The sequence below is a fragment of the Streptomyces sp. NRRL F-5630 genome (genome assembly GCF_000719475.1).
Classification (GTDB): Bacteria; Actinomycetota; Actinomycetes; order Streptomycetales; family Streptomycetaceae; genus Streptomyces.
The window spans coordinates 21840-43612 of record NZ_JOGO01000014.1; the positions used below are offsets into that span (position 1 = coordinate 21840).

Here is a 21773-nt window from a genome sequence, read left to right on the forward strand (position 1 = left end):
GTGCGGGGCGGCCCTCGTCGCTTGTTCCCCGGCTGCTTGTCCAGCGAGGCAGCAGGGGCGATCCGCCTACGTGAAATACAGGCCACGGAAGGTGCCGTCACGCCCGAGGGCGTGGAGCGCCTGCTTGACCGTCGGGTAGGTGATCCCGCCGGAGCGGTAGAGGGCGTCGATGTCTCGGCGGCCCATCTCCGGCTCGTGCCAGACGGTGCCGCATCGGCAGGCGATCCATACGTTCCGCCCCTGGCCGATGAAGGCCCAGTCGCGACGGGCGCCGCACTCGGCGCACCACGCGGGCATGCCGCGCAGGCTGTACTGCCCGACATGCTCCACGATGCGGACGGCCTCGGGGCCGATGTCGTTCCCCGGCTCGTGGCGCGGTTCCGGGCTCGGCGGAGTTACGGGAAGGGACGGGCGGGCGACGGGCTCGGTGGTATCGGTCGTGGGCTCGGTGGCGGTTCTCACGGAGGCTCCGTTTTACTTCGGTTCTCTGGCTTAGCAGGGTCTTTCGCACGGTGTCGAGGGCTTTACCGCATCGGGTTGGGGCGGCTGGCCTGCTCGTTCACTGTGCGCGGGCGGTTCGTGGGCCGTGCCACCCGGTCGTTTCGGCCGTCGGGAGAGGGCAGCTGGGCGAGCCGGCGTATGCGCCACACGAGGACGTCCTCGACGCTGACGGCGGTGCGCAGTTCACGCGCGTCGGACGCGTCCCGCAGCAGGGTCTCGGGGTCGTAGCCGGCCTCCTGGGCCTCGGCGAGGGTGGCAGTGAGGGCGTCCATCGGCCGCGTGGAGCCCTTCCTGTTCCCGGATCCCGGTAGTGCGGTGGCGATGGCGGCGTCGAGGCGGGCGCGTTGGGCGGCGGGGAGGTGGGCCGCGCGGTCCCGGAGGGTGCCCATGGGGGAGGCGGCGGCCATGCGGTAGGCGGTGCGCAGGTGTTGGGCTGTCGAGCGGGCGGCGGCGGCCTGCTGGGCGTGTCCGCGGGCCGCGTGCCATCGGGCGGCGGCGACGACGGTGAGGAGGAGCGCGGTGAGGATCGCCGCAGCGGCGGCTCCGTCGTCGCGGCGGGGGGTTCCGGCGCGGATCATTTCCCGGGCGGCGGCGCGCAGCGCGCGTCGGTCGGCGTTCTCGGCGCGGACGTGGCTTCGTGTTGCTCGCTCGAACGCCCGTGCCGCGTGGAGTATTTCGCTTCGGGTGGGCTCGGCCGCGGTGGCGGCGAGGGCGTCAAGGACGGCTCCGGTCCCCGCGAGGTCGTCCGCGCCGTCGTCTCCGCCGCGCGCGAGGGCGTGCTGGGCGCGGTCGAGGCGGGAGGTCGCGCGTCGGCGGGCTGCCTCCGGGCGGCTGGCGCGGGCAGCCTGGACGTTCAGCGGGGTGGTGGTGTCCGGGAGGGTCCGGCGGATCTTGGGCAGGGAGAGGTCGGGGGCGAGGGTGCTGCCCGCGTACCAGATGGGGGTGTCGTCGTCGGGGAGGGCGACGGAGTATCCGAGGACGTCGCCGCTGGGTCCCTTCTTGTACCTGACAAGGATGCGGGCGCTGGCGAGGTGGGCGAAGAAGTCCTCTTCGGTGCCGGCTGCGGCGAGGGCTTGGCGTACGGCGGTGCGGAGGGTGTCGCTGGGGAGTCGGGCAGGTTCAGGCGCTCGGCCTTGAGCCGTTCCCCTGTGCTTGCGCGCTTCGCCGCCGTACGGTCCCCGGGGTTGAGGCGGCGCAGGCCGAGTTCGGCTTCGAGTTCCCGGCAGGCGGCCTGGGCCTTGAGGTAATCGTTGCGGGGGTAGACCTTGCGCAGGTCGCCGCGTACGAGGGTGGCGGCGATGTGGATGTGGTCGGGGGCGTGGCGGACGGCTACCCACCGGCAGCCGTCGTCGTCTCCTTCGAGGCTGACGTCGACGGCATGGAGGACTCGGCGGGCGATCATGTCCCATTCCTGGTCGGTGAGTTCGCGGTCCTCGGGCGCGGTGCGGATCGAGCAGTGCCACACGTGGCGCTTGTGCAGGGCGTCGCCGAGCTGGGAGGGGCGCAGGTCGAGGGTGTTCGCGAGGTGCTTGAGGCTGGCGTTGGGGTCGCGGCCGGGGTCGGGGGCGAAGCCGTCCCAGGAGCCGACGAGGTGGGGGTCGGTGTGTTCGTTGTGGCGGCCGGGCCCGTAGAGGTAGGCGAGGAGGCCGTAGATGCGGCTGCCGCGGGTGATGTTGGGGTTCATGCCGGCCTGCGCTTGGCGAGGGCGGTCGCCGCTTCGTCGATCGTGGCGAGGGTGCGGCGGAGGCGGTCTAGGGTGTGCGCGAGGTCGTCCGGGTGCGGCGCGATGCCGAGGTGCGTGGCGCGGGTGAGCTGGTTGAGGTTGTTGCCGACGCGGGCGAGCTGGGCGCGCGTGAGCGCCAGCTCGTCGATGACCGCGTCGCGCTTCTCGTCGGGTTCGAGGGCGGTGGTGCCTCGCGCGGCGGCGAGTCCGGCGGCGGCGAGGAAGCGCGCGGTGGTCACAGCGCGGCGGCGTGCGGCGGCGAGAATCTCTTCGTACTCGGTCCCGGCGAGGCGGGTGGTTACTTTGCGGGTGCGCTGGCGCGGGGCGGGGTTGCGGGGACGGCGGCGCGGAGCGCGCGGAGGCGTGGAGAGCTTGTCCGTTTCCGGGACCGGCGCCCCCTGGTGCCGGTCCCTGTCCGTCGGGTTCTCGGGCGCCCTCGTCCGGGAACCCGACGGGCCGCCACCGCCCTCCTGGGCGGTGGCTCCGTTCGTCCGGCCGTAGGACGGTCGTACGGTATAGCTTGCTCGGCCGGTGGCCGTGTCCTGTCCGGTGGCGGCTTCGCCGTTGGGGGAGGTCACTTCGCGCGGTTCTGGCCATCGGCGTCGCTGCCGCGCAGGACGGCGGCGATCCAGTCCATGGCGAGCACCGGGTGGTGCAGGGTCCAGGCGGGGCTGTCCGGTCGTTCGCGGACGGTCCAGGTGCCGTCCGCGTGCGCGTCGACCGTGTGGACGTGACCGGCGCGGTGGAGGACGGTGAGCCAGGCGTCGGCCTCGGCGACCGTTGCTCGGGTGGTGCGCATCGTTCTTCCCTTTCCTAGGTCGGCGGACAGCGTGGCTGTCCGGCCTCCTCTCGGTGTCCTCCGACTGCGGTGACCGGGCGGAGGAGAGGTGTCGGCAAGTGACCGGCCCGGCCGGGCTGACCGGGGCTGCGGTGTGCACGGGGAGGGGTGACCGGCCGGGCTGTCCGGCCCGGCCGGTCACCCGGCGCCCTCACCCCGGACGGTGTCCGCTGCGGGACTGTCCGGGCTGGTCCTTCAGGGCGTGCACCAGCTCGGTCAAGCGGTCGTTGGACAGCGTGAGGTCGCGTCCCCGGATCGCGTCCGCGACGACCTTCCGGGTGAGGCGGCCTTCGACCCGCACCGCTTCGCGCGCGATCTGGAGCAGCCGCTCGGTGTGGTCCGCATCCTCACCGGGCCTCTGACGTGGGCGGACAGCAGCCGCTGTCCGGGGCGTCGTCCGGGTAGGGGCGGTTCGCGGGCTGTCCTCCGCCGTGGACGGCCCCTGCGGAGTGTCCGCCGTCCCCGTCCCCTTGACCAGGCGCAGACCCGCGTCCGTCCCGGTGGGCACTCCGGCTGTCCGCCCCGTGTTCGTGGCGGACAGACCCGGCAGGACCGGCTGTCCGCCGTCGGGCGAACCCACCGGCCTCTCGCTCCGGCTGCTGTCCTCCACTTCGGAAATCACCGCGTCGTGCACAGCGACCGCCGTCTGCTCCTCCACCGGCTCGGACACCCGACCGGCCACCAGGGCTTCGCGGTGCTTGTGTCCGTCGACCTCGGCGGCGGACACCTCGGGCGCCTGGTCGAGCACGGACCGGGCGTCCGTCACCGGCTCGGGGGGCCGGCGGTCGAAGCTGACCTTCTGGGCGGCCGAGCGGACCCTGTCCATCCCCCGGTCGATGAGGATGTAGAGGTGTGTCGCCCCGGCGAGGGCGAGGGGCGCGATGGTGGACAGTGCGGCGACCACCTTGTTGCCCAGATGCAGGCCGGTGGCCGTCGCGACGTCGTTGAGGCGGACGGCGTGGACGGCGTTCGCCCAGATGCTCGTGGCCGTCGCAGCGCCGAAGAGCCCCCAGAGGTACGCGCGGGCACGGAGCGGGGCGTCCTGGAGGACGAGGAGGGCGCGGACGCCGTAGGCGATGAAGCCGTCGATCACGAGGGGGAAGGCGTAGGTGAGGGCGCCTCGGACGTGGACGGCCACGGCCATCTGCTGGAGGGAGTCGTAGGAGAGGGCGCAGGCGGCGCCGCCCAGGGCGACGACGACGGCCCGGTCCCACCAGCTCGCGGAGCTGCGCTTCGGGTCGCTCACGCTGCCGTCCCGAAGTCGTCCTGTCCGCCGCTCTGCGCGTTCGCGCGGTGCTCCTCCGCCCGGCGGGCGATGCGCATCATCTTCTGCGCGTGGCCGGGTGTGATCTTCAGGATGCGGGCCAGCTTCTCCTTCGAGTAGCCCTGGCGGTGGGCCCCGGCCGCGACGGCTTTGCGCTCGGCCGCGCTCAGGTGGATGTCCCGGCCGTCGAGGGCTTCGGCGACGCGGCTGCGGTCGAGGCGCTCCGCGAGGTCCTCTTGGAGGACAGCGCGCTCTTCCTCGGTCACGCCGCCCCGGATGCCCCAGGTGTCGCGCGTTTCGAGGGCGGCGTCGAGGCAGGCCCGGCTGACGGGGCACTGGGCGCAGAGGCTCCTGGCGGCGGCGATGCACTCGGCGTCGTCGGGGGCGGGGAAGAAGATCTCCGGGTCGACCTTGTGGTAGGGGGTGCTGCGGCACACGGCATCGGCCTGCCAGGTCTGGTCGCCGAGGAGCCGGTGAATGTAGTTGGGGTGGGCGCTCATGAGTGTTCCGATCCGCCCCGGCGCGCGGGTGGGCGCGTCGGCGGGGCGTGGGTGCGGGAGGTGTCCGGGAGTTCAGGCGGCGGAGCGGCGTCTGCGGTCGGCGCCGTCGAGCACGACGCGGTCCGTCATCTCCGCGAGTCGGCTCGCGATGCGGTCGCCGAGGGTGGTGCGCAGGTCCCGGATGGGAAGGTTGGTGGTGATGAGCGTTGGGAGGAGAAGGTTGTACCGGCGGTTGATGAGGCGGTAGGTGATCTCCTCGACCCACTCGCTGCTCCGGGCGGCGCCGAGGTCGTCGAGGAGCAGGAGCGGGACCCGGGACACCCTGGCGAGGACGCGCTCCGGGTCGCTCCCCGGCTGCGGCCTCAGCTCCGCGTAGAGGTCGGCGGCGGTCGTCGCCTCCCAGCGGACGGCCAGGCCCGCGTCGACGAGCGCGCGGACCGCTCCGTACGCCTCGTGCGTCTTCCCGACGCCGGTCGGCCCCGCCAGCAGGAGGCTCGGCCCGGTGGTCACCGCCGCGCGGGCACCGGGATTCGGGCGCTCGGCAGCGGCGACGACCTGGTCGGCCCAGGCGAGGACCGCCGGGTGGCCGACGGCCGCGCCCCGGTAGCGCGGCGGGATCCGCGCCTCGTGCCGTCCGGCGAGATCCGGCTCGGAGCCGCTCTCGGGCAGAGCGCGCGGGTCCAGCCCCCTGGCCCGGAGGATTCGCTGGACCGCGCGCAGCGGGCCGTCGCCGATACGCAGGGGCTCGCTCGTGCTCACAGTTCCTCCTCGTAGGCGGAAGCGGCATCGACGGGGTTCGTCCAGGCGCTGTGGGCCCCTGCGAGCGGCCGGTTCATGGCGTCGTTCACCAGGCTCGGCAGCCGCGAGGGATGGCCCTGAATCTCGCTGTACCGGGCGAGACCGGCCCGTACGTGGCCCGAGTCGATGCCTTCGGACAGGAGCTGCTTGATGATGCGTCCGAGGTGTCCGAGGACTCCCTGGGGCGGGCGCCGGGGGCAGGAGCGGAGGTACTCGGCGAGCAGGGAGTCGGCCTTGGCACCGGCCTCGGGCGCCTCGCGCCCCGTAGGGGAAGAAGATCCAGGATCCAAGATCCTAGATCCAGACGCCGAGGGCTCGACGAGCCCTCGTGGAGCCCTCGACGAATCCGGCAGAACCTCCCTCTGACCTGCTCCTTCAGCAGAGACAGTCGCCAGGCTCTCTTCTGACGGCCCCGTCGTGCCCGGCGGGGCCGAAGAGAGGCTTTCGAGCCCAGCCCGAGAGGTCGCGTGGGCCTCGCGAGGGCTCGACGAGGACTCGGCGACGGGTGCGCGAGGACTCGGCGAGGACTCACCGAGGGCTCCGCGAGGGGTCGCGGCGACGCAGGGGCCCTTGCACCTGCCGCACCGATCCTCGTGCTGGTGCTCGGGACAGACCGGGGTGCGCGACTGACTGGGCCGATCGATCTTCTGGTGCTCCCGCCAGCCGGTGATGTGCAGGTAGGAGCGGCCGTCGCAGCCCGTGTACCGGCAGATGAGCCCGGCCTCGGCGAGCTGGGTGAGGTCGTCCTCGACGTGCACGGGAGTGTGCTCGGCACGCAGCGGCCACAGCACCCCGGCGATGATCGCCGCGTTGTCCCGGTGGCGACCGAAGTCGTCAGCCTGGGTGAAGAGACCGATGTAGGTGAGGACGCTCGACGCCGAGCAGGTCGCCACGCGCTCGTTGGTCCAGAGTTCGGGCTTTACGGTGCGGATCCGTGCCATCATCGCCCCCGCTCGGCGCTGGGCGTGAGAGCACCGCTTGCCAGATCAAGGTCGTAGCTCTGCGACCAGTCGGTGTCCGGGTAGGACCGGATCACCCAGCGGGCCAGGGTCCGCGCGGCTGCACGGTTCAGCCGGACCGGGTTCATTTCCTCGTCGTAGGCGCGGCAGTACGGGTGCGGCCAGGTGGTCCCTGGCCGCGACAGGCTTACCCGCAGCCATGCCGCGCCATGCGCCAGCTCCCTTGCGCACGCCGTGCCGCTGGGCATGGCGGAGGTTCCGCCTCGGGAGGCGTCCATGTGATACTCCCTCGTTGTCGAGGAGTGCGCGCTCGGCCTGGCAGCAGTCCGCGCACTCCGGATGGGTCGGTCGCCTTGTCAGGCACCCGGCCGGTGGTCCCCGGAGCTGGAACTCCGGGGACCACCGCACCTCGTCCGTTTTTCTGGGAGGATGAGGCGTGATCACCATAGACTGAGGCGAGTCCGGCCTGTCAACCAGGGAAAACGGCCGAGTGATAGCCTCCACTGACGTAAACGGACGACTAGCGGAGAGACCCGTGGAAAACGACCCCGCAGACCCGCCCCCCACGTTCGCCCAGCGCCTTGACCACCTGTTCGAGACGGTGCACCCAAAGGGAAGGGGGCCATACACGTACGAGGAAGTGGCCGTCGGCATCAAGCGACAGGGCGGCCCCACGATCTCCGCGAGCTACATCTGGCAGCTCCGCAGCGGCGGCAGAGACAACCCGACAAAGCGCCACATGGAGGCACTCAGCACCTTCTTCGGCGTACCCGTCGCCTACTTCTTCGACGACGACGCTTCGAAGAAGATCCAGGCCGAGATCGACGCACTGGCCGTGCTGCGGGACAACGGGGTCAGATCCCTCGCGCTGCGCGCATCGGGCCTGTCAAGCAAGTCGCTGCAAATCATCGGCGAGATGATCGACCGGACTCGCGAGCTTGAAGGACTACAGCCACGAGAAGCGGCGCCTGATAAGCCGTCAAAAAATAGCGAGTGATAAAGGTCACCATTGGGTTCGGGGGCCATTTTTAGCCCCCTATCCAAACGGGCTAGTTGCACAATGCACTGGTTGCCCGTTTTCGACCAGACAGCCCTGCGAACTGGCCTTTCATACGTTCACCTCGGGCTTCTATACTCCCGGAACCACTCGTCAGCCCTGACGATCCGGTACGCCTCGGAGAGCCAATGAAAAGCCGCGGCAACACAGGGCTTCCCCCTGACCGCAAGTCAAAGATTGATTTCATCCTGGACCACCTGGATCTACCAGATCCATTCAGCACGGAGGAGCTGGTTCACCGCGTCGCAGAAATGCGCGGTCGACCTATCCATCTGGAATCCGTGCCAGGGATAAGCACGGAAATGCCGTGCGGCTTCTGGGTCGCCCTTGAGGACATCGACCTCATCGCCGTCGAGGACGCCACCAGTCCTCTGCACCGCGACCACATCGTGCTCCACGAGATCAGCCACATGCTCCTCGGGCACGAAGCTGGTAACGACCTGCACGAACGGCTCCCCCTCGGAGTCGACCCCAGCCTCGTAGCACACATGCTCGGCCGCACCAGCTACGGAGCGCCCATCGAGCGCGAGGCCGAGACCCTGGCCGGCCGGATCGCCACACGAGCAGCCCAACGGTCCGAAGCCGACGGCTCGGCGCCGCCCCGGCTCAGGCGCATGAACTCCGTCCTGAGCTGCTACTAAAGAAAAGCTCCACCATGATCGACGCCGTACCTGCCGCCCTGCTCTGGGCCGTGACTGTCTGGAGAGCAGGACCGACTTTCCGCAGACGCCAAGGGCTGAGCCTGTGGCTCGCCTTCCTCGCCCTCGCCGTGGCGATGACAGTCCGCCCTGTCGCCGTAGCCTCGGCGTTCGACGAGAACCTGCACGTCACAAACCTGAGCTACCTGCTCAAGCACATCTGCGCAACAGTCGCTGCCGCCTCCGTACTCACCTTCGTCGCGGACATGGCGAACAAGAAGGGGCAGTTCCGGGCCTCGCGCCTTCACCACGCGATCCCTTTCGTCACCGTTGCTCTACTCGTGCTCTTCTTCGCAGCCACCCCTCAGCCGACCGAGGCCGACGATCTCCTCGCCGACTACGGCTCCCACTCCACCATCCTCGCGTACGGCCTCGTATGGACCGGCTACCTCGGCGCCGCCCTCTTGAGCGCGACCTCGTTGTGCTGGCGGTGGGGGCGGCAGCCCGACAGCGGCCTCGTGGGACGCGGCCTTCTCGTCACGGGGGCCGGTACGGCCGTCGGCCTCGTCTACGCGGCACACCGCGTCACAGCCCTCTGCGTTCAGTACGCCGGCCACTCGCTCCTCGGCGAGCAAAACGACGAGACCGTGAGCACCACGCTCCTCTACATCGCGCTCCTGCTGATCGTGATCGGCAGCACGCTGCCGGTCGCACCCCGGGTCGCCCGTCGGCTCCGCGCCCATTGGCGCCTTGCTCGGCTCTACCCCCTGTGGCGCCACCTCACCGATGTCGTACCGTCCAGCCGGCTACACGCCCCAACCGGACGCCTACGGGATGCTGTGACCCTGTCCCGGACCAACGACCGGCTTTACCGCAGAACGATCGAGGTACGCGACTCGATCCTCACGCTCTCCGCATATACCACCCCAAAGCTTCGAGGTCTCGCCTACGACCACGCACTCACCGGGGGCTTCATCGGCGCGGACGCGGACGTAGCCGCAGAGGCTTGCTGGCTCGCCGTCGCCCGCGAGAAATGCAGACACGGCGGCGATCCTTCGGGCGAGGCCGTCCCGCCCGCAAGCGGTGGCCGCGATCTGGCGGTTGAGCTTCGCGCCTTGATGCGGCTCAGCTCGGCCTACCGGTCACCCCTCACAGAAACGTTCCTGCGCACCCATCTTTCCGAGGAAACGTCTTGAGCACCACGTTCACCACCGCTTCGCCCGAGCGCCGCTCAGCCAGGCTGATCACCGAAATCCTTGCTCCGGCGAACCTCGTGATCGGCATCCTCCTCGTCATCGGCTGGCACTCCACCACTTCACTCTCCGGAGCCGGCTGGGGCCTACTCGCGGGTGCTTTCTGCGGCGCCTTCCCCATCACGTTCATCATCCTGGGCGCACGCCGAGGCCACTGGACGGACAAGCACGTAAAGGTCCGGTCGCAGCGCTGGATCCCCTTGCTGGGCACACTCGCTTCAGTGCTCGTCGGCATCGTGCTACTCGCCCTCCTCGACGCTCCCCAGGACGTCATCGCACTTGTCCTCGCCATGATCGCGGGCCTCCTGCTGACGATGGCCGTCACCATCTTCTGGAAGGTCTCCGTCCACACCGCCGTCGCGTCGGGCGTCGTCTCCGTCCTGACGGTCGCGCTCGGGCCCTGGGCGCTTCTCGGTTACCTCGGGGTCGCGACCATCGGGTGGTCCCGCGTCTCGCTCCACGACCACACAATGCCCCAGACGGTCGTCGGAGCCGCCCTGGGCGCCGTGGCTGCGGTCGTCTTCGTAGCTCTCCGATAGCACGCCACGGGCACGGCTTGCCGACGAGATCGAGACTGGGCCTCGGCGTGGCGGGCGATGTCTTCCACCATGGCCCGCCGCGTCACCGGATCCGCCACCGCCTTCTGGAAGACAGCGTGAGCGATGTCCGCGTACAAGTGGACGTGCACCACTTCGTACGGGGGAATGTGCCCCGCTTGTCCAAGGTGTGCCCGTGAGCAGCACAAGGCGGGCCGTTGGGACCGCTCCCCCAGCACTTTCGCCGCAGCGCAGGGGGGGTCATCGTCTCTTCCACCAGGAACGGATCGGGGCTGCTCCGGTGCCCTTGGCGAGCGAGCCGTCCGGGTGTCGGTCGGGGAGGCCGAGGAGCTGTTGCTCGATGGGGGTCAGGGTGGGGTCCTGGCGGAGGTCGGTGGCGGGGTCGTCGACGGAGTGGAGCCAGCGGTAGCCGTACTGGAGCATGAGGGCGATGCGGGGGCGGCCTGAGAGGTTGATGCCTCCGGTGTGCCAGGTCCGGTTCTCGAAGAGGACGGTGTCGGTTCCGTTGATGTCGGGGGTGACGGCTCCGGGCGGGTCGATGGCGTCGGGGGGAACGATGGGTTCTTCGGTGAGGCGGTGGCTGCCGGGGAGGAACATCGTCAGTCCGCAGTCGGGTGTGACGGGCGTGAGGTAGTGGGCGACCTTGATGGCCATGCGCGGAGTGTGGGGGAAGCCGAGGTCTGTGGTGACGCCGTACATGTCGCGGTGCCAGCCGTGGCGTTGGGGGATGCGGATGGTGCGGGGCGGGCCGCTGGGGAGGGCGATGAGGTGGGCGGAGAGGAGGTGGATGTTCGGGCTGAGGAGCTGGACGACGGTCGGCAGGACGGCGGGGTTGGCGAGGAGGGGGAGGAAGGCGCGGTCGAGGTTGAGGCAGCCGCGGAAGCCGTCCTTGCCGTCGCCGCCGCGGTCACGGCCCTGGGTGATGTTGCTGGCCAAGAGCTTCTCAGCGGTGGTCAGAAGTCGCTCGCGCAGGTCGGGTGGGATCGCGTTGCGGATGACTGCATATCCGTCGCGTTCGAAGGCGCCGATGACGCCGGCGTCGGGTGTGGCGGGCGGGAGGGGGGTGCTCATAGGGCCGGTATCTCCTTCGAGGCGTCGATGAGGGTGGTGGCGAGGTGCCACAAGCTGGTGTCGTCGAGGCCGCAGAGCTGGCGCAGGTGGGTCTGGGAGACGGGGCGGCCGGGGTCGCGGTAGCCGAGGACGGTGAGCCGGGGACCGGGGTGGCGGCGGCCGAAGAGGGCGTGGATGTCGGCCGGTTGTCCGCTGGTGGCCAGCACGAGCGGGGCTCTGGTGCCGAAGTGGTGGGTGAACGCGGCAGGGGCGAGGGCGAGGGGGCGGGTGTTTTCCTCGGCGAGGGCTGTGAGGTCGTGGATGTGGACGTAGCGCAGGCGGAGTTCGGGGCGGTCGTCGCGCAGCCGCCTCGCCAGCGTGGTGAGCGCTTCGGCGGGGAGGTCTCCGGCGGAGGCGAGGATCAGGTCGGGTTCTTCGGGGCCGGGGGCGCTGAGGTGGGGCCAGATTGCGATCCCGTGCCGTAGCTCCTCGTCGAGGGTCTCCAGTGGGTACTGGACGGTTGCGTGCTTGTCGGCGATGACGAGCGTGCACCGGTCGAGCTTGCGCAGGGCGAAGGTGAGAGCGGCGGCGGCGCGTGCCGGGTCGGCGGGGGTCAGGACGTGGACCGAGGGATCACCGCCGGCCAGCAGGGCCGTGGCGAGGCTGGGGTTCTGGTGGGTGAAGGTGTTGTGCCAGCCGAGGCTGGTCAGGAGGTAGACCAGGCTGGGGAGCGGCGCGAGACCGGCGTGGCGGCGTGCGGACCGGTGTTTGAGCTGCTGTTGAACGAGGCTGAGGGTGATCGGCGCGAACGCCTCGTAAGTGGCGACGAGCGCGTGCCGGCCGGTCTCCGTGTAACCCTGGGCCCAGGCGTGGCACAGCTCCTCGCTGAGCACTTCCACCGCCCACGGCACGGTGCGCCCTTGCCCGTCGGTGAGGCCGAGACGGTTCGAGGCCAGCTCGTCGGGGCTGAACACACGGAAGGGCCCCTGTGCGGCGCGAGCCCGCAGGACATCCGGGACCACCTGCGCGAAACCGCGCCCGGAGGCATGGTCGGCAACCTGGGAGGAGGCGGCGACGCAACCCCTCGGCGCCGAGAGACCGCCGGGCTCGGGCCAGGGCCGAGGGAGCGCGGGCAGCAGGTGCGGACGGGGCCGACCGCCGGGCGTCAGGAGCTGGGCGGGACGGTAGGAGGCCAGCCACTTGGAGAGGAGGTCAAACTCGCCCGGGACGCTCGCCGGGTCGCGCAGCGGCGTCTTGTGCACCGCCGGAGTTCCGGCGAGCCCGACGGGGGCGCCGTAGCCCTTCTCCAGGGTGAGAATCAGGACGCTCGACGGCCCCGGGACGCCCAACGGCCGCACGTCCGCGACCGCTTCGGCCATCGCCTGCCGGAGCTGGGCGATGTCGAGGCCGTCGCTGTAGACGGGCTGGTGGCCCAAACCGGTGAAGTAGGCGGTGAGTTCGTCACGGCTCAGCGTGGAGAGCACGCTCGGTCCCCCCATCCGCATCCCGTTGAGCAGGACGACGGGCAGCACCGTGCCGTGGTCACCCGTACCGTGCAGCGCACGGGGAGCAAGCCAGGAAGCGGCGGCCGTCCCGGTCTCGCACTCCCCGTCACCGAGCAAGGCCACCGTCAGCCGGTGAGGTGCGTCGAGCACGGTGCCCTGCCCGATGGCGAGGGCGGCGCCGAGCTGACCACCGGTGTGCAGGTGTCCAGGAATCATCGGGGTGATCTCACCGCCGGTCTCGGGGCGGGGAAAGCCGGAGACGAGTTCGAGCAGCCCGGCCGGACTTTGAATCAGGTCAGGGTGGAGGCGGCCGAGCCTGCCGGTGAGGTAGGCGTGGGCGAGGGCGGACGGGCCGGCGTGTCCGGCGCCGTGCAGGACATGCAGCTCGTATCCGTCGGGGACGGACGCTTGGACCGGGCCCAGAGCGGCGAGCATCCGGTTGACCGGCGGGCAGACGCCCCAGTGGCCCGCCGGTCGCCACTTGACGTGGGCCGAGGTCAGGGGCCGGGCCAAGAGCGGGTTCTCACGAAGGTAAAGCTGAGCGAGGCAGAGGTAGTCGAGCGCGTCGGCGACGGCGGATACCGAAGCATCGGACACCAGGCGGTTCGTTCGTCGGACGAGGTCAGCCCACACGGGCGCCTCCTGTCGGTGTGAGCGCGGCTTCGACGGCACGAGCGTGGACGGTGCCTTCCCGATGGACGCGAGCGGCGGCGTCCACGGGGCAGTCGACGACGGTCAGGTGCCGGCCGTGCGGGCAGATCCCGCCGTCGACGACCGCAGCGATACCGGCCTTCGCGCGCCGGTCGAAGGCGGCGACCTGGGCGACGGTGAGCGCCGGGTGATCCGCGACGCCGGCAGCGGGGGTGGAGATGCTGCACACGGCAGCGGCCAGCGGCTCACCGACCGTCGAGAACAGTCGCCCCAGGATTCCGTCGGGGCAGCCGACGAGCGCGGGGGAGCCGACGGCCGCGATGGGCTCCGCGCCCGGCTTCCACGGAAGACGCAACGCGAGGTCCCCCGGCCACAGGTGCTCCATCAGCAGGCGGGCGTCATCGCTCAGGTCGAACAGGGCGTCGCCCCTGGTCGTCGAGTCGAGCAGGAGGAGCAGCGGCTTCGTCTCGGGACGCTGCTTGACGTGAAAGATCGCGCGCGTGGCGAGGAAATCGGTGGCGCGGGCACACAGCATGTACCAGCGAGGCGTCGGCATGGCGACCAGTCGCCCGGTCCTCAGGAGCTGGGCCGCGAGCGGGAGCTGGTCAGGAGCGAGGACGTCCATGGTGCCCTCCCTTGACAACCGGTCGGCGGGCAGCGAGGGCGGAGAGCGCAGGGAACTCCAGCGACGGGTCCGAGAGGGCCTCCAGCGCGAGATCGGCGTGCTGAGCGTGGCTGACCCGGAAATACGCCATCACCCTGGGCGTGCCGCTCGTGTTGATGCCCACCCGGTGCGGGACGAGATGGTGCATCACGATGACGTCGCCGGGCCCGGCGACAAGGGCGGTGCCGTTCAGGTCGTCGATGTCCTCGGGGGTCTGGGCGGGCTGACCCAGCGTCCAGTCGGTCGCGAAGTACTCGGCCATCCGGCGGTGACCGCCCGGCACGTAGTGCAGCGCCCCTGCGTCGGCCGTGGCGCTTCCGTCCAGGACAACGCCGACGATGAAGGAGAACGTGCGCAGGTCGCGGGATTCGAGATGTGGGCAGGAGACGCCGTCAACGTGCATCGCCTTCACCGGCTGTGCCGCGCCGTGCGGCAGCCGGATCTGGATCTGCGCTCGGGCGACCGGGGCTGCCGCCGCAGGCCACAGCAACTCCGCGGCCAGCTCCGCCAAGCCGGTCTTCTGGTAGAGGTCGAGGAGAGCGGGGTGCTCCTCCAGCTCGGGGGAGAAGCTGCGCTCGGTGTAGGCGATCAGCCGCTCGGGGTCGTACGCCTCGTTCAGCCACTTGCCGACGAGAGCGCGGGCCCTGGCGAGCACGGAGCCGTGGACCAGGCCGCGGCGTATGAGCACGCCGTCCTCGACGAACCGGCGCAGCTCGTCAGTGCTCCATGAAACGGGCATAGCGGTTTTCCCTTTCCGATGAGGCGTCGCCGGGACGGGAGAGCCCGCCCCGGCGACGAGGGGGAGCCGGTCAGGCGCGGCGGCCGAGGACGACCTGGAAGGAGGCATGCTCGATCAGGCCGTCGCGGGCGGCGTGCTCGTCGAGCAGGTCGCGGGCACGGCGTTCGAAGGCGTCGACCCGGTCGCCGAACAGGGGGCGGGCAGCGAAGGAGGTCGAGTACAGGTAGCCGATCACCGTGTCGGTGTTCCACTCCCGTTCGACGGCGATGGTGTGCTCTTCGACCTGCCCGAACACCGAATGTGCGACGATCTCGCGGTAGGGCCGGTTGTGCGCCGCGTACACCTTGTCCTTTCCGGCCCTTCGCTCCTCGCCCAGGTACTCCTGGATCAAGTTCCGCAGGGCGTCCGTCCACTCGGCTCGGGCGGTCCACAGACTGCCGTCGCCCATGACGGCGACCGTCGCGTCCGGAGCGGTCATACCGTCGAGGCGCGAGAGCACGAGGTCCTGGTCCATCCAGTGGAAGGCGCGGCAGATGGTGACGAGGTTGGCCCGGTAGGAGCGGGGCGGTGTGAAGTCCTCGGCCGAGGCGTTGTGGAGCCGGACCGCGGCGGGCAGCCCGGCGAGCGCTTTGTCGGCCTCGTCGAGCATGCCCGCGTCCTGCTCGACGACGTCGACCTCCGCCACCTTCCCGGACAGGGCCAAGGGCACCTGGCCCGTACCGGAGCCCAGGTCGAGCAGGATTCCGTGCTTCTTGCCGTCCACCCGTTGCGTGAGCAGGTCGACGGCTTCGTCCGGGATGCCGGGCCGGTACGTGGCGTAGAACGGGGCAGTGGTGTCGAACTGGCTCACGGGGTAACTCTCCTGGTGGTACGAGTAGACGGGTGCACGGTCCGTTCGATGAAGCGAACCGCGCGAGGAAGATCCGGAACGAGGGCGACCCGGCCGGGGTGCTGGGCCAGCAGTCCGCTTTCCTCAGCCGTGGGAACGCTCGTGGTGATCCACAACGCCTGGGCGCCAGCCGCGAGGGCACCGCGGACGTCGTAGTCGAAGCTGTCGCCCACATGCAGGACTTCGGCGGGACTGAAGCCGTGGAGCCGGGCGACAGTCTGCACCACCCGGCGGTCCGGCTTCGCGTACCCGAGCCGCCACGACGGGTGGTGGGCACGGAGGTGAGGAGCGAGGAGACCGCAGATATCGCTCTCACGTTCATCCCAGTGGCTCACATTCGACAGCGTGATCACGGGCACGAACTCTGAGACGCGCGCCACCGCTTCTTTCGCGCCGGCCCAGAGGGCAAATTCGGGAGGATCGTGGTCGTGAGGGAATCGGGCTGGCGCGATCTCAAGGGCTTCGCACACCCTGCGGGGGCCCGTCGTGTCGCTGCGTGGGTCCAAGGGATGCAGGATTTGCTGCGCCACTTGTTTCGCTCGACCAGCCGGGAGCGGGGACAGCTCCACCAAGCGCTGGGTGAGGGTCGTTCCGCGCGGCTCTCCGAGGGTGTATCCGACATCGAGACTGACCAGCCGTACGGGAGACGCCTCGCTCACGACGCAGCCGCCAAGGCCGTGATGATGAGGCCGATCCGCTCCGTACGGACCGGACCGGGGCCGGCTTCCCCGAGGAAGGTCAAGAGCTGCCGGGCCTCGGCCGGAGACCAGTTTCCGGTGTCAACACCTGCTTCGGTGGCCGCTCGTGCGAGGTCATCGGGGATGGCGGGCGGGCGCGAACCGTGCGGCATGAGCAGCGACCCGCGCCACGCGGTGCCGACCGCTGTCTGCGGCATCACCTCGCGGAGGGGGGAGAGCACGGTGACGTCATCGAAGGTGAGGATGCGCACCGGCAGTTCGGCCACGTTCACCGGCTGGGTCAGACACAAAGTCCCGGACAGGAATGTGTCGTACCCGTTCAGCCGCTCGTCCAGGACGAGCAGCACCTGCCCTTCACGCCGCTCCAGACGTCCGCGAAGTGCCAGCTCGCCCACGGAGGTGCGCATTAGTGACGCACCTCCACTCCGAAGCCCGGCCGGTCGGACAGCACGACGCGACCGGTCTCCGGCAGGAGCGGCTCGCGCAGGGCGCGCTGGCGTCGCGGCTCCCACTCCATCTGGTACTCCACTGCTTCCGTCTTGTCGGGGAAGGCGGCGGCCAGATGCACGGCGGGCACGAACGACCGTCCGTGCAGGTGAACGGGAACCGCCGCCCTGCTGGCGGCGTCAAGCCAGCCGCGGGCTTCGGTGATACCGCCGCACCACATCACGTCGAAGGTGAGCGCGTCCGGCCGGCAGTGCTCCAGCAGCTCGACGAGGTCTTCGACGTGGGTCAGCCTCTCGCCGAACCCGATCCGCAGTGCCTCGGCTCGGGTGCGCAGGCGCTCGTACGCGGCTCGATCGGTTCGCGGCAGCGGGTCCTCCACCCAGCGAACCGTCTCCGGAGCGAGGAGCGGAGCAAGCTCCTCGGCCAGTGCGTGGTCCCAGGTGCCCAAGGCATCCATGACCACGCTGTGCCCTGCCCACGACGACGCTCGTTCGGCGCATGCCACCAGCTCGTGGGCGTCCCCGGACCGTAAACCCCACTTCGTGAAGGCGAATCCCTCGGCCGCGGTGGCCGCCACCGACTCCGCCGCCGAGACGGAGTTGAGGTCCAGGGAAAGGCGGGAGGCGTAGACCGGCACCTGCCGCGCGGGGCGCTCGCTGAGCAACGCGGCCACGGGGCGATCGGCAAGGCGGCCGTGAAGCTCCCAGACCGCGCAGTCCAGCGCTCCCACCGCCCAGCGTCCGAGACCTGCCGCATGCGGGCCGAGATCGGCGAGCAGGCTGCGCAGCAGGCCCTCGTGGTCGGTCACACGCTCCCCCACCGCACCCTGCCCGAGCCGGGCAGCGACAAGGACAGCGGGCAACTCGTCGACCGGCGCGAACACATCGGATACGCCACGGGCCTCGGCGATCACCGCGAACTGGCTGTCGCCTGGGATGAACGGACCCGACACCCTCTCGTCGAGGCGCTCCACTCGAACGCGTTCGATGACCGTGTCAGCGAGGTCCATCGAGGAGGTCCTCTACGGCGTACGTGAAGTACCAGAGCGGCCGGTAGCACTCCCAGCCCACCGGCCGCAGCCCGGTGGGCGCCATGGCTCGCTCGACGACCGTTCGGGCCCGGAGGTAGTAGTCCAGGCCCTCTGCCCCCGGCGTCCGCATGCCCTGCATCATCACCGTGTGCGCCTGAAAGACCTGGATGTTCGGGAACGCAGTCACCACCCCTGCGAGCGAGCCCACCCCTCGTTCGAGGTCCTCCATCGGGTCCAGCCCGACGATGTACGTGTACGAGGTGTCCAGCCCCGCCGCCCGAGCCCGCGCCAGCAGGTCCGGCATGTGTTCGGGCCGTAAGTCTGCCTTGGTTGACTTGAGCAGGGCCTCGCGCCGAGTGAAGTGCTCCGTGGTCAGCCGCAGGACGAAGGGCGCCACCTGGGAGGCGATGGTCTCGAACGCGGCGTCGCTGCGCAGCACGGAGGTGAGGAAGCCGATCCGGGCGCTGACGCCGGCGCGCGCCAGAGCGGGCCGGAGAGCCGTCAGATGATGGACGGCCGCTTCCTCCCGCTCGAAGCAACCCGTGGAAACGGTGACCTCGGTCAACTCGCCGAGGTTCCGACGAGGGTGCTGCTCGCCGAGCGCACGCAACAGGTCGTCGAGCCCCTGCTCTTCGCGAAGCCGCGGATCGGCCGCGGCCTCAAGCGTGTTGGGGCAGAAGGCGCAGCCGACGCACCGGCTCCGTGCATTGGGATTGAGGGTCGCGGCACGGCCCTCATTGCGGAAGTACCCGCCGACGGCCTCGTCGGCGTCGACGCGCTCGACGTGGGCGACCACGACGTCGTTCAGCGACAACTCGTCGCCCCGGAGCCGGAAGGGGCTGGCCGGGCGGTTCAGCGGAACGATGATCTGCCACGGGACCTCGGGCCGGCGCGCGAGGCGCAGGTTGACCCGGGCCCGATGACGGTCCTGGCCGGAGATCCCGTACAGATTCACAGCGATCAGGAGCACGTCCTCAAGGGGCACCCCGTGGCGAAGGGCGGTCTGCTCCATGTCCCGAAGACGTGCTGTGCCCACGGCGCTGCGCGAGGACGTGGCACTACTCATAGAGAGATGGGTCATGAATGTCTCCAACCGTGCACAAAAGCAATGGAGTTGCTTTTAGGGAGGCGGTGTGACGTCTGCAGCGCCCGGTTGTCGGCGCAGCATCTTTGGCACAGTCGACGAGGTACCGAGTGCCGCACGGCAAGACAACCAGTGGGGCGAGGAGCCGCACAGGCTCAGCGGCTATCCCCGTTTTATCCTCGTTCACGCGGGGGCACCCGGTCTTGGCCCCTTCGGGCCCCCATGACGCGACGAAGGGCGTCTCCGGACCGTCGGAGACACCCTTCGCGGTTCACCTTCCCAAGTCAGCGCGAGTCTGCGGACTCTCGGACGAAACGGCTCCATGCAGCCCTGGAGACTTTCACGGAGGGCCGCAGGGGGTCCTTGGAGTCGCGGAAGGCGGCGCTCTCACTTGCCAGGCTGACCTCAATGCAGGCGCCCTGCCCGGAACTGTAGGAACTCTTGAACCAGGCGCCGTGGTTGTGCTGGCGGATCATTTCTCGTGCCCTATCTCTCTTGCCAATCGGTCCAGGAAGCCATGCGTCTCCTGGGGGCCGGCCGCCTCTGCTTGCAGGCGGTCGTACAACTCTGCGAACTGTGCCACCTCTGCCGGCTTTTCCAGATAGAGGTTGCCAGCGCTGCAGTCGATGTAGACGGTGCTCTTGGCAGGAGCGCGGGACGTCAGGATCGTGAATCCTCCCCGAAGCGCCGCGTGGGCGCCGCGCGCGGTCGGCATGATCTGGAGGGTGACGCCTCGGTGATCTGCGAAGTCGTGCAGTTGGTCGATCTGGCGCCGCATCGCATCGGGGCCACCGACCGGCCGCCGCAGAACCGACTCCTCCACGACGACGCGAAGACGCAGGACGCGGTCACCGCGGGTCAGTAGCTGCTTCCGCCGATCCTCCCGGAAACGCACACGGAGAGCGATCTCCTCGGTAGGCGCATCCGGGTGTGCAGCGGCCAGAACTTCTCTTGCGTACTCCGGATGTTGGGCCATGCCCGGAACGAAGATGTTCTCGTAGAGCTGGATGTCGGTCGCGGCATCTTCGAGGTCGGCGTACGTCCCCATGCCGGGATCAAGGATCGGATCGAATTCGCTCCACCACGGCTCTCGTTGCGCGGCCTCGTGGAGTTCAGCCACCTCCGCGCGCTCGTCCTGGTCCGACACTCCGTACAGGTCGAGCAGCGCCATGACGTCCCGCAGGCGCACCGGGTTCTTCCCCGTCTCGATACGGCTCACAGTGGAGAGCGAGTGCTCGATCGCTTGGGCCGCCTCCTCGGCTGAGCGCCCGCTCCGTTTACGCAACTCGCGGAGACGGTCACCGAGGCGCCTCCTGCCGAGGTTCCACTCACCTGCCACCGTCGGATCTCCTCCTGCACAGTGTCCCTGTCGTCGTGCAAGTGTGCCCGAGCTGGAACGAGTTCGGTAGCGAGCTGCCGTGATGCGCTGTCATATGCCGTTTGAGCCCATGCACTTGCATGACGGAAGTGCATGGGGGCATGCTTCTCCTCACTCGCCGTCCTCGGGCGGTAGCTCTGTGCCGATCTTGGAGAGCTTCATGGGGCGTCCGCCGGCCTTCTACTATCAGCACCCGCTGACGTTTGTGCGCACTCAGCTTCTCGGTTTTGAGACCTTGAGGGGCTTCGTCGAGTGGCTCGCCACCGAAATCAGCGGAGCCGCGGCTCACCCCGTCAAGGCGTGGCGCTGGGAAAATTACGGGGTGAAGCCCGAGCGTCCCGTTCAGGAGGTTCTCGCTCGCCGACTCGACGTGCCGTTCAGCCACCTGACAAGCCGTCCGTGGCCGGACTGGCTGCCGATCGGTGATCGCATCCCCGTAGAGGCACACTGGGATCTGGAAGGAACACTCCAGGTTCTGGATGCGTCGGTGGTGAGCGAAGTGGATCGGCGAGGTTTCCTCACGCTCGGAGCGGGGGCTACCGCTGGCTTGGCGCATCGGTGGGCGGAGGCAGCGTCGCCGGTGTGGCCCCGTTCAGTGAGCGCCTTCTCGGACATCGAGTGGGCGGAGAACCTGGAGCAACGCCTGCCCCTCCTCCAGGACCTGGAGGACCGCCGAGGGGGAGCCGCGGTCGCACTGCTCGATGCCGAGCTGCGCAGCGCCCGCCTCACCCTTCGCCTCCTCCAAGGGGAGAGGGCGCGCCGAATGCTTCTCTCCGGCATCGCGACGTTGGCAAGGATCACCGGCTGGGCTCACGTGGACGTCGGGGCCTTCGCCTCCGCCGAGAAGCAGTTCGTCACGGGGCTTCGTGCGGCCCACGCCGTCGGCGACCGCAGCGCTGGAGCGAACCTGCTCAAGTGCATCAGTCTTCTGCTCGTCGAGCACGGGAGGACAGCTGAGGCCGCGGAGGTGGCCGAAGTCGCCGTCCGGCAGACACAGTCATCCGAACCGCGCGTACGAGCCATGCTCTTGGTGAGGGAGGCCCGTACTCGTGCTTTGCTGGGCGACGGGCGCTCCATGAGGGCCTTGGTGAATGAAGCGGGGAAGCTCATCGACCGGGCAGACGGAGAGCCCGCGCCGACCTGGGCGCTGTACTTCGACGATGCCGAGTACCGCGCTCAGATCGCCGCATGCCACCTTGCCCTGGGGGAAGCGAGGCAGGCAGACGGCCTTCTTGGCGAAGCGCTCCAGAATCAGCCGGCCGCGCGGGCGCGAGACGCCGTGACGTACGGGATGTGGCAGGCGGAGGCCGCAGTGCGCCAGGGGGAGGTCGAGAGGGCCTGCGGTCTCGTGGGTGATCTGCTTCCCCGGATGGTCGCGTCCGCCTCGGCGCGCAACGCGGGCCGGCTCAAGGCAGTGCGCTCCCTCCTCGCGAAGGAGGCGAAGGACGCGCTGTGCGTGCGGGAACTCGACGAGCGCATCCGCGCCTCCACAGTCATGAACGAACGGCCCGGACTGGACGAGCGGGGGCGGTCTCTGGTCGCATGACCGC

The 21773-nt window shown here is 69.8% G+C and carries 26 protein-coding genes; 5 read left to right on the forward strand and 21 right to left on the reverse strand.

Going from position 1 to position 21773, the window contains the following annotated elements; genetic code table 11:
- Positions 1-66 precede the first annotated feature (66 nt).
- From IF99_RS0109245 to IF99_RS0109285, 10 genes are all read right to left on the reverse strand, one after another.
- Positions 67-462: a hypothetical protein gene (locus tag IF99_RS0109245; RefSeq protein ID WP_030995892.1), complete on the reverse strand. Its 396-nt coding sequence runs from the start codon at positions 460-462 to the stop codon at positions 67-69.
- A 62-nt stretch (positions 463-524) separates the two neighbouring features.
- Positions 525-1079: a hypothetical protein gene (locus IF99_RS35570; protein ID WP_324604369.1), complete on the reverse strand. Its 555-nt coding sequence runs from the start codon at positions 1077-1079 to the stop codon at positions 525-527.
- A 275-nt stretch (positions 1080-1354) separates the two neighbouring features.
- The gene (locus tag IF99_RS34810; RefSeq protein WP_234340632.1) at positions 1355-2185 is read right to left on the reverse strand and encodes a relaxase/mobilization nuclease domain-containing protein; all 831 of its coding nucleotides are present in this window, start codon (positions 2183-2185) and stop codon (positions 1355-1357) included.
- Positions 2182-2802, reverse strand: a complete 621-nt coding sequence (locus tag IF99_RS34815; RefSeq protein ID WP_030995893.1) for a MobC family plasmid mobilization relaxosome protein — start codon at positions 2800-2802, stop codon at positions 2182-2184. The genes IF99_RS34810 and IF99_RS34815 overlap by 4 nt, the downstream gene beginning before the upstream one ends.
- Entirely contained in the window at positions 2799-3023 is a 225-nt protein-coding gene (locus IF99_RS0109260; RefSeq protein WP_030995894.1) for a hypothetical protein, read from the reverse strand. The genes IF99_RS34815 and IF99_RS0109260 overlap by 4 nt, the downstream gene beginning before the upstream one ends.
- Before the next feature lie 190 nt (positions 3024-3213).
- The gene (locus IF99_RS0109265; RefSeq protein WP_030995895.1) at positions 3214-4308 is read right to left on the reverse strand and encodes a DUF2637 domain-containing protein; all 1095 of its coding nucleotides are present in this window, start codon (positions 4306-4308) and stop codon (positions 3214-3216) included.
- Complete coding sequence (locus tag IF99_RS0109270) at positions 4305-4826, reverse strand: WhiB family transcriptional regulator (RefSeq protein WP_030995896.1); 522 nt, start codon at positions 4824-4826, stop codon at positions 4305-4307. The genes IF99_RS0109265 and IF99_RS0109270 overlap by 4 nt, the downstream gene beginning before the upstream one ends.
- A gap of 72 nt (positions 4827-4898) precedes the next feature.
- A complete protein-coding gene (locus tag IF99_RS0109275) occupies positions 4899-5585 on the reverse strand; it encodes an ATP-binding protein (protein ID WP_037826670.1) in 687 nt (228 codons plus the stop codon).
- Complete coding sequence (locus IF99_RS0109280; RefSeq protein WP_078655033.1) at positions 5582-6568, reverse strand: hypothetical protein; 987 nt, start codon at positions 6566-6568, stop codon at positions 5582-5584. The genes IF99_RS0109275 and IF99_RS0109280 overlap by 4 nt, the downstream gene beginning before the upstream one ends.
- Positions 6565-6861, reverse strand: coding sequence for a hypothetical protein (locus IF99_RS0109285; protein ID WP_030995899.1), 297 nt, complete (start codon positions 6859-6861; stop codon positions 6565-6567). Before IF99_RS0109285 ends, IF99_RS0109280 begins: the two co-directional genes overlap by 4 nt.
- A gap of 257 nt (positions 6862-7118) precedes the next feature.
- Between IF99_RS0109285 and IF99_RS0109290 the strand changes: the two genes are divergently transcribed.
- The 4 genes from IF99_RS0109290 (at position 7119) to IF99_RS0109305 (ending at position 10070) form a co-directional block, all read left to right on the forward strand.
- Entirely contained in the window at positions 7119-7580 is a 462-nt protein-coding gene (locus tag IF99_RS0109290) for a helix-turn-helix domain-containing protein (protein WP_030995900.1), read from the forward strand.
- Between the two features lie 341 nt (positions 7581-7921).
- Positions 7922-8281, forward strand: a complete 360-nt coding sequence (locus IF99_RS0109295) for a hypothetical protein (RefSeq protein ID WP_234340633.1) — start codon at positions 7922-7924, stop codon at positions 8279-8281.
- Positions 8282-8295: 14 nt separating this feature from the next.
- The gene (locus IF99_RS0109300; protein WP_030995901.1) at positions 8296-9474 is read left to right on the forward strand and encodes an MAB_1171c family putative transporter; all 1179 of its coding nucleotides are present in this window, start codon (positions 8296-8298) and stop codon (positions 9472-9474) included.
- Positions 9471-10070, forward strand: a complete 600-nt coding sequence (locus IF99_RS0109305) for a hypothetical protein (RefSeq protein ID WP_030995902.1) — start codon at positions 9471-9473, stop codon at positions 10068-10070. The genes IF99_RS0109300 and IF99_RS0109305 overlap by 4 nt, the downstream gene beginning before the upstream one ends.
- A 258-nt stretch (positions 10071-10328) precedes the next feature.
- On the opposite strand, the gene IF99_RS0109310 is transcribed toward IF99_RS0109305, so the two are convergent.
- The 11 genes from IF99_RS0109310 to IF99_RS0109355 form a co-directional block, all read right to left on the reverse strand.
- On the reverse strand, positions 10329-11159 hold the full coding sequence (locus IF99_RS0109310; RefSeq protein WP_030995903.1) for a phytanoyl-CoA dioxygenase family protein: 831 nt from the start codon (positions 11157-11159) through the stop codon (positions 10329-10331).
- On the reverse strand, positions 11156-13240 hold the full coding sequence (locus tag IF99_RS0109315) for a phosphoketolase (protein ID WP_037826677.1): 2085 nt from the start codon (positions 13238-13240) through the stop codon (positions 11156-11158). The genes IF99_RS0109310 and IF99_RS0109315 overlap by 4 nt, the downstream gene beginning before the upstream one ends.
- Before the next feature lie 25 nt (positions 13241-13265).
- Complete coding sequence (locus IF99_RS0109320; RefSeq protein WP_030995905.1) at positions 13266-13919, reverse strand: Sua5/YciO/YrdC/YwlC family protein; 654 nt, start codon at positions 13917-13919, stop codon at positions 13266-13268.
- Complete coding sequence (locus IF99_RS0109325) at positions 13900-14697, reverse strand: phytanoyl-CoA dioxygenase family protein (RefSeq protein WP_030995906.1); 798 nt, start codon at positions 14695-14697, stop codon at positions 13900-13902. The genes IF99_RS0109320 and IF99_RS0109325 overlap by 20 nt, the downstream gene beginning before the upstream one ends.
- Before the next feature lie 70 nt (positions 14698-14767).
- Positions 14768-15547 carry a class I SAM-dependent methyltransferase gene (locus IF99_RS0109330; RefSeq protein WP_030995907.1) on the reverse strand — a complete coding sequence of 260 codons (780 nt, stop codon included), beginning with the start codon at positions 15545-15547 and terminating at the stop codon, positions 14768-14770.
- A complete protein-coding gene (locus IF99_RS0109335) occupies positions 15544-16116 on the reverse strand; it encodes an HAD family hydrolase (RefSeq protein WP_030995908.1) in 573 nt (190 codons plus the stop codon). The genes IF99_RS0109330 and IF99_RS0109335 overlap by 4 nt, the downstream gene beginning before the upstream one ends.
- A gap of 125 nt (positions 16117-16241) precedes the next feature.
- Complete coding sequence (locus IF99_RS0109340) at positions 16242-16679, reverse strand: hypothetical protein (RefSeq protein ID WP_234340634.1); 438 nt, start codon at positions 16677-16679, stop codon at positions 16242-16244.
- Positions 16680-16690: 11 nt separating this feature from the next.
- Positions 16691-17740: an enolase C-terminal domain-like protein gene (locus IF99_RS0109345; RefSeq protein ID WP_030995910.1), complete on the reverse strand. Its 1050-nt coding sequence runs from the start codon at positions 17738-17740 to the stop codon at positions 16691-16693.
- Positions 17727-18773 (reverse strand): hypothetical protein, encoded by a 1047-nt coding sequence (locus IF99_RS0109350; protein ID WP_030995911.1) that lies wholly within the window; start codon positions 18771-18773, stop codon positions 17727-17729. Before IF99_RS0109350 ends, IF99_RS0109345 begins: the two co-directional genes overlap by 14 nt.
- A gap of 356 nt (positions 18774-19129) precedes the next feature.
- On the reverse strand, positions 19130-19321 hold the full coding sequence (locus tag IF99_RS32170) for a DUF397 domain-containing protein (protein WP_078655035.1): 192 nt from the start codon (positions 19319-19321) through the stop codon (positions 19130-19132).
- Complete coding sequence (locus IF99_RS0109355; RefSeq protein WP_010262820.1) at positions 19318-20184, reverse strand: helix-turn-helix domain-containing protein; 867 nt, start codon at positions 20182-20184, stop codon at positions 19318-19320. The genes IF99_RS32170 and IF99_RS0109355 overlap by 4 nt, the downstream gene beginning before the upstream one ends.
- Before the next feature lie 178 nt (positions 20185-20362).
- Here IF99_RS0109355 and IF99_RS0109360 point away from each other — a divergent pair, with 178 nt between their 5' ends.
- Complete coding sequence (locus IF99_RS0109360; RefSeq protein ID WP_030995912.1) at positions 20363-21769, forward strand: hypothetical protein; 1407 nt, start codon at positions 20363-20365, stop codon at positions 21767-21769.
- Positions 21770-21773: the final 4 nt, after the last annotated feature.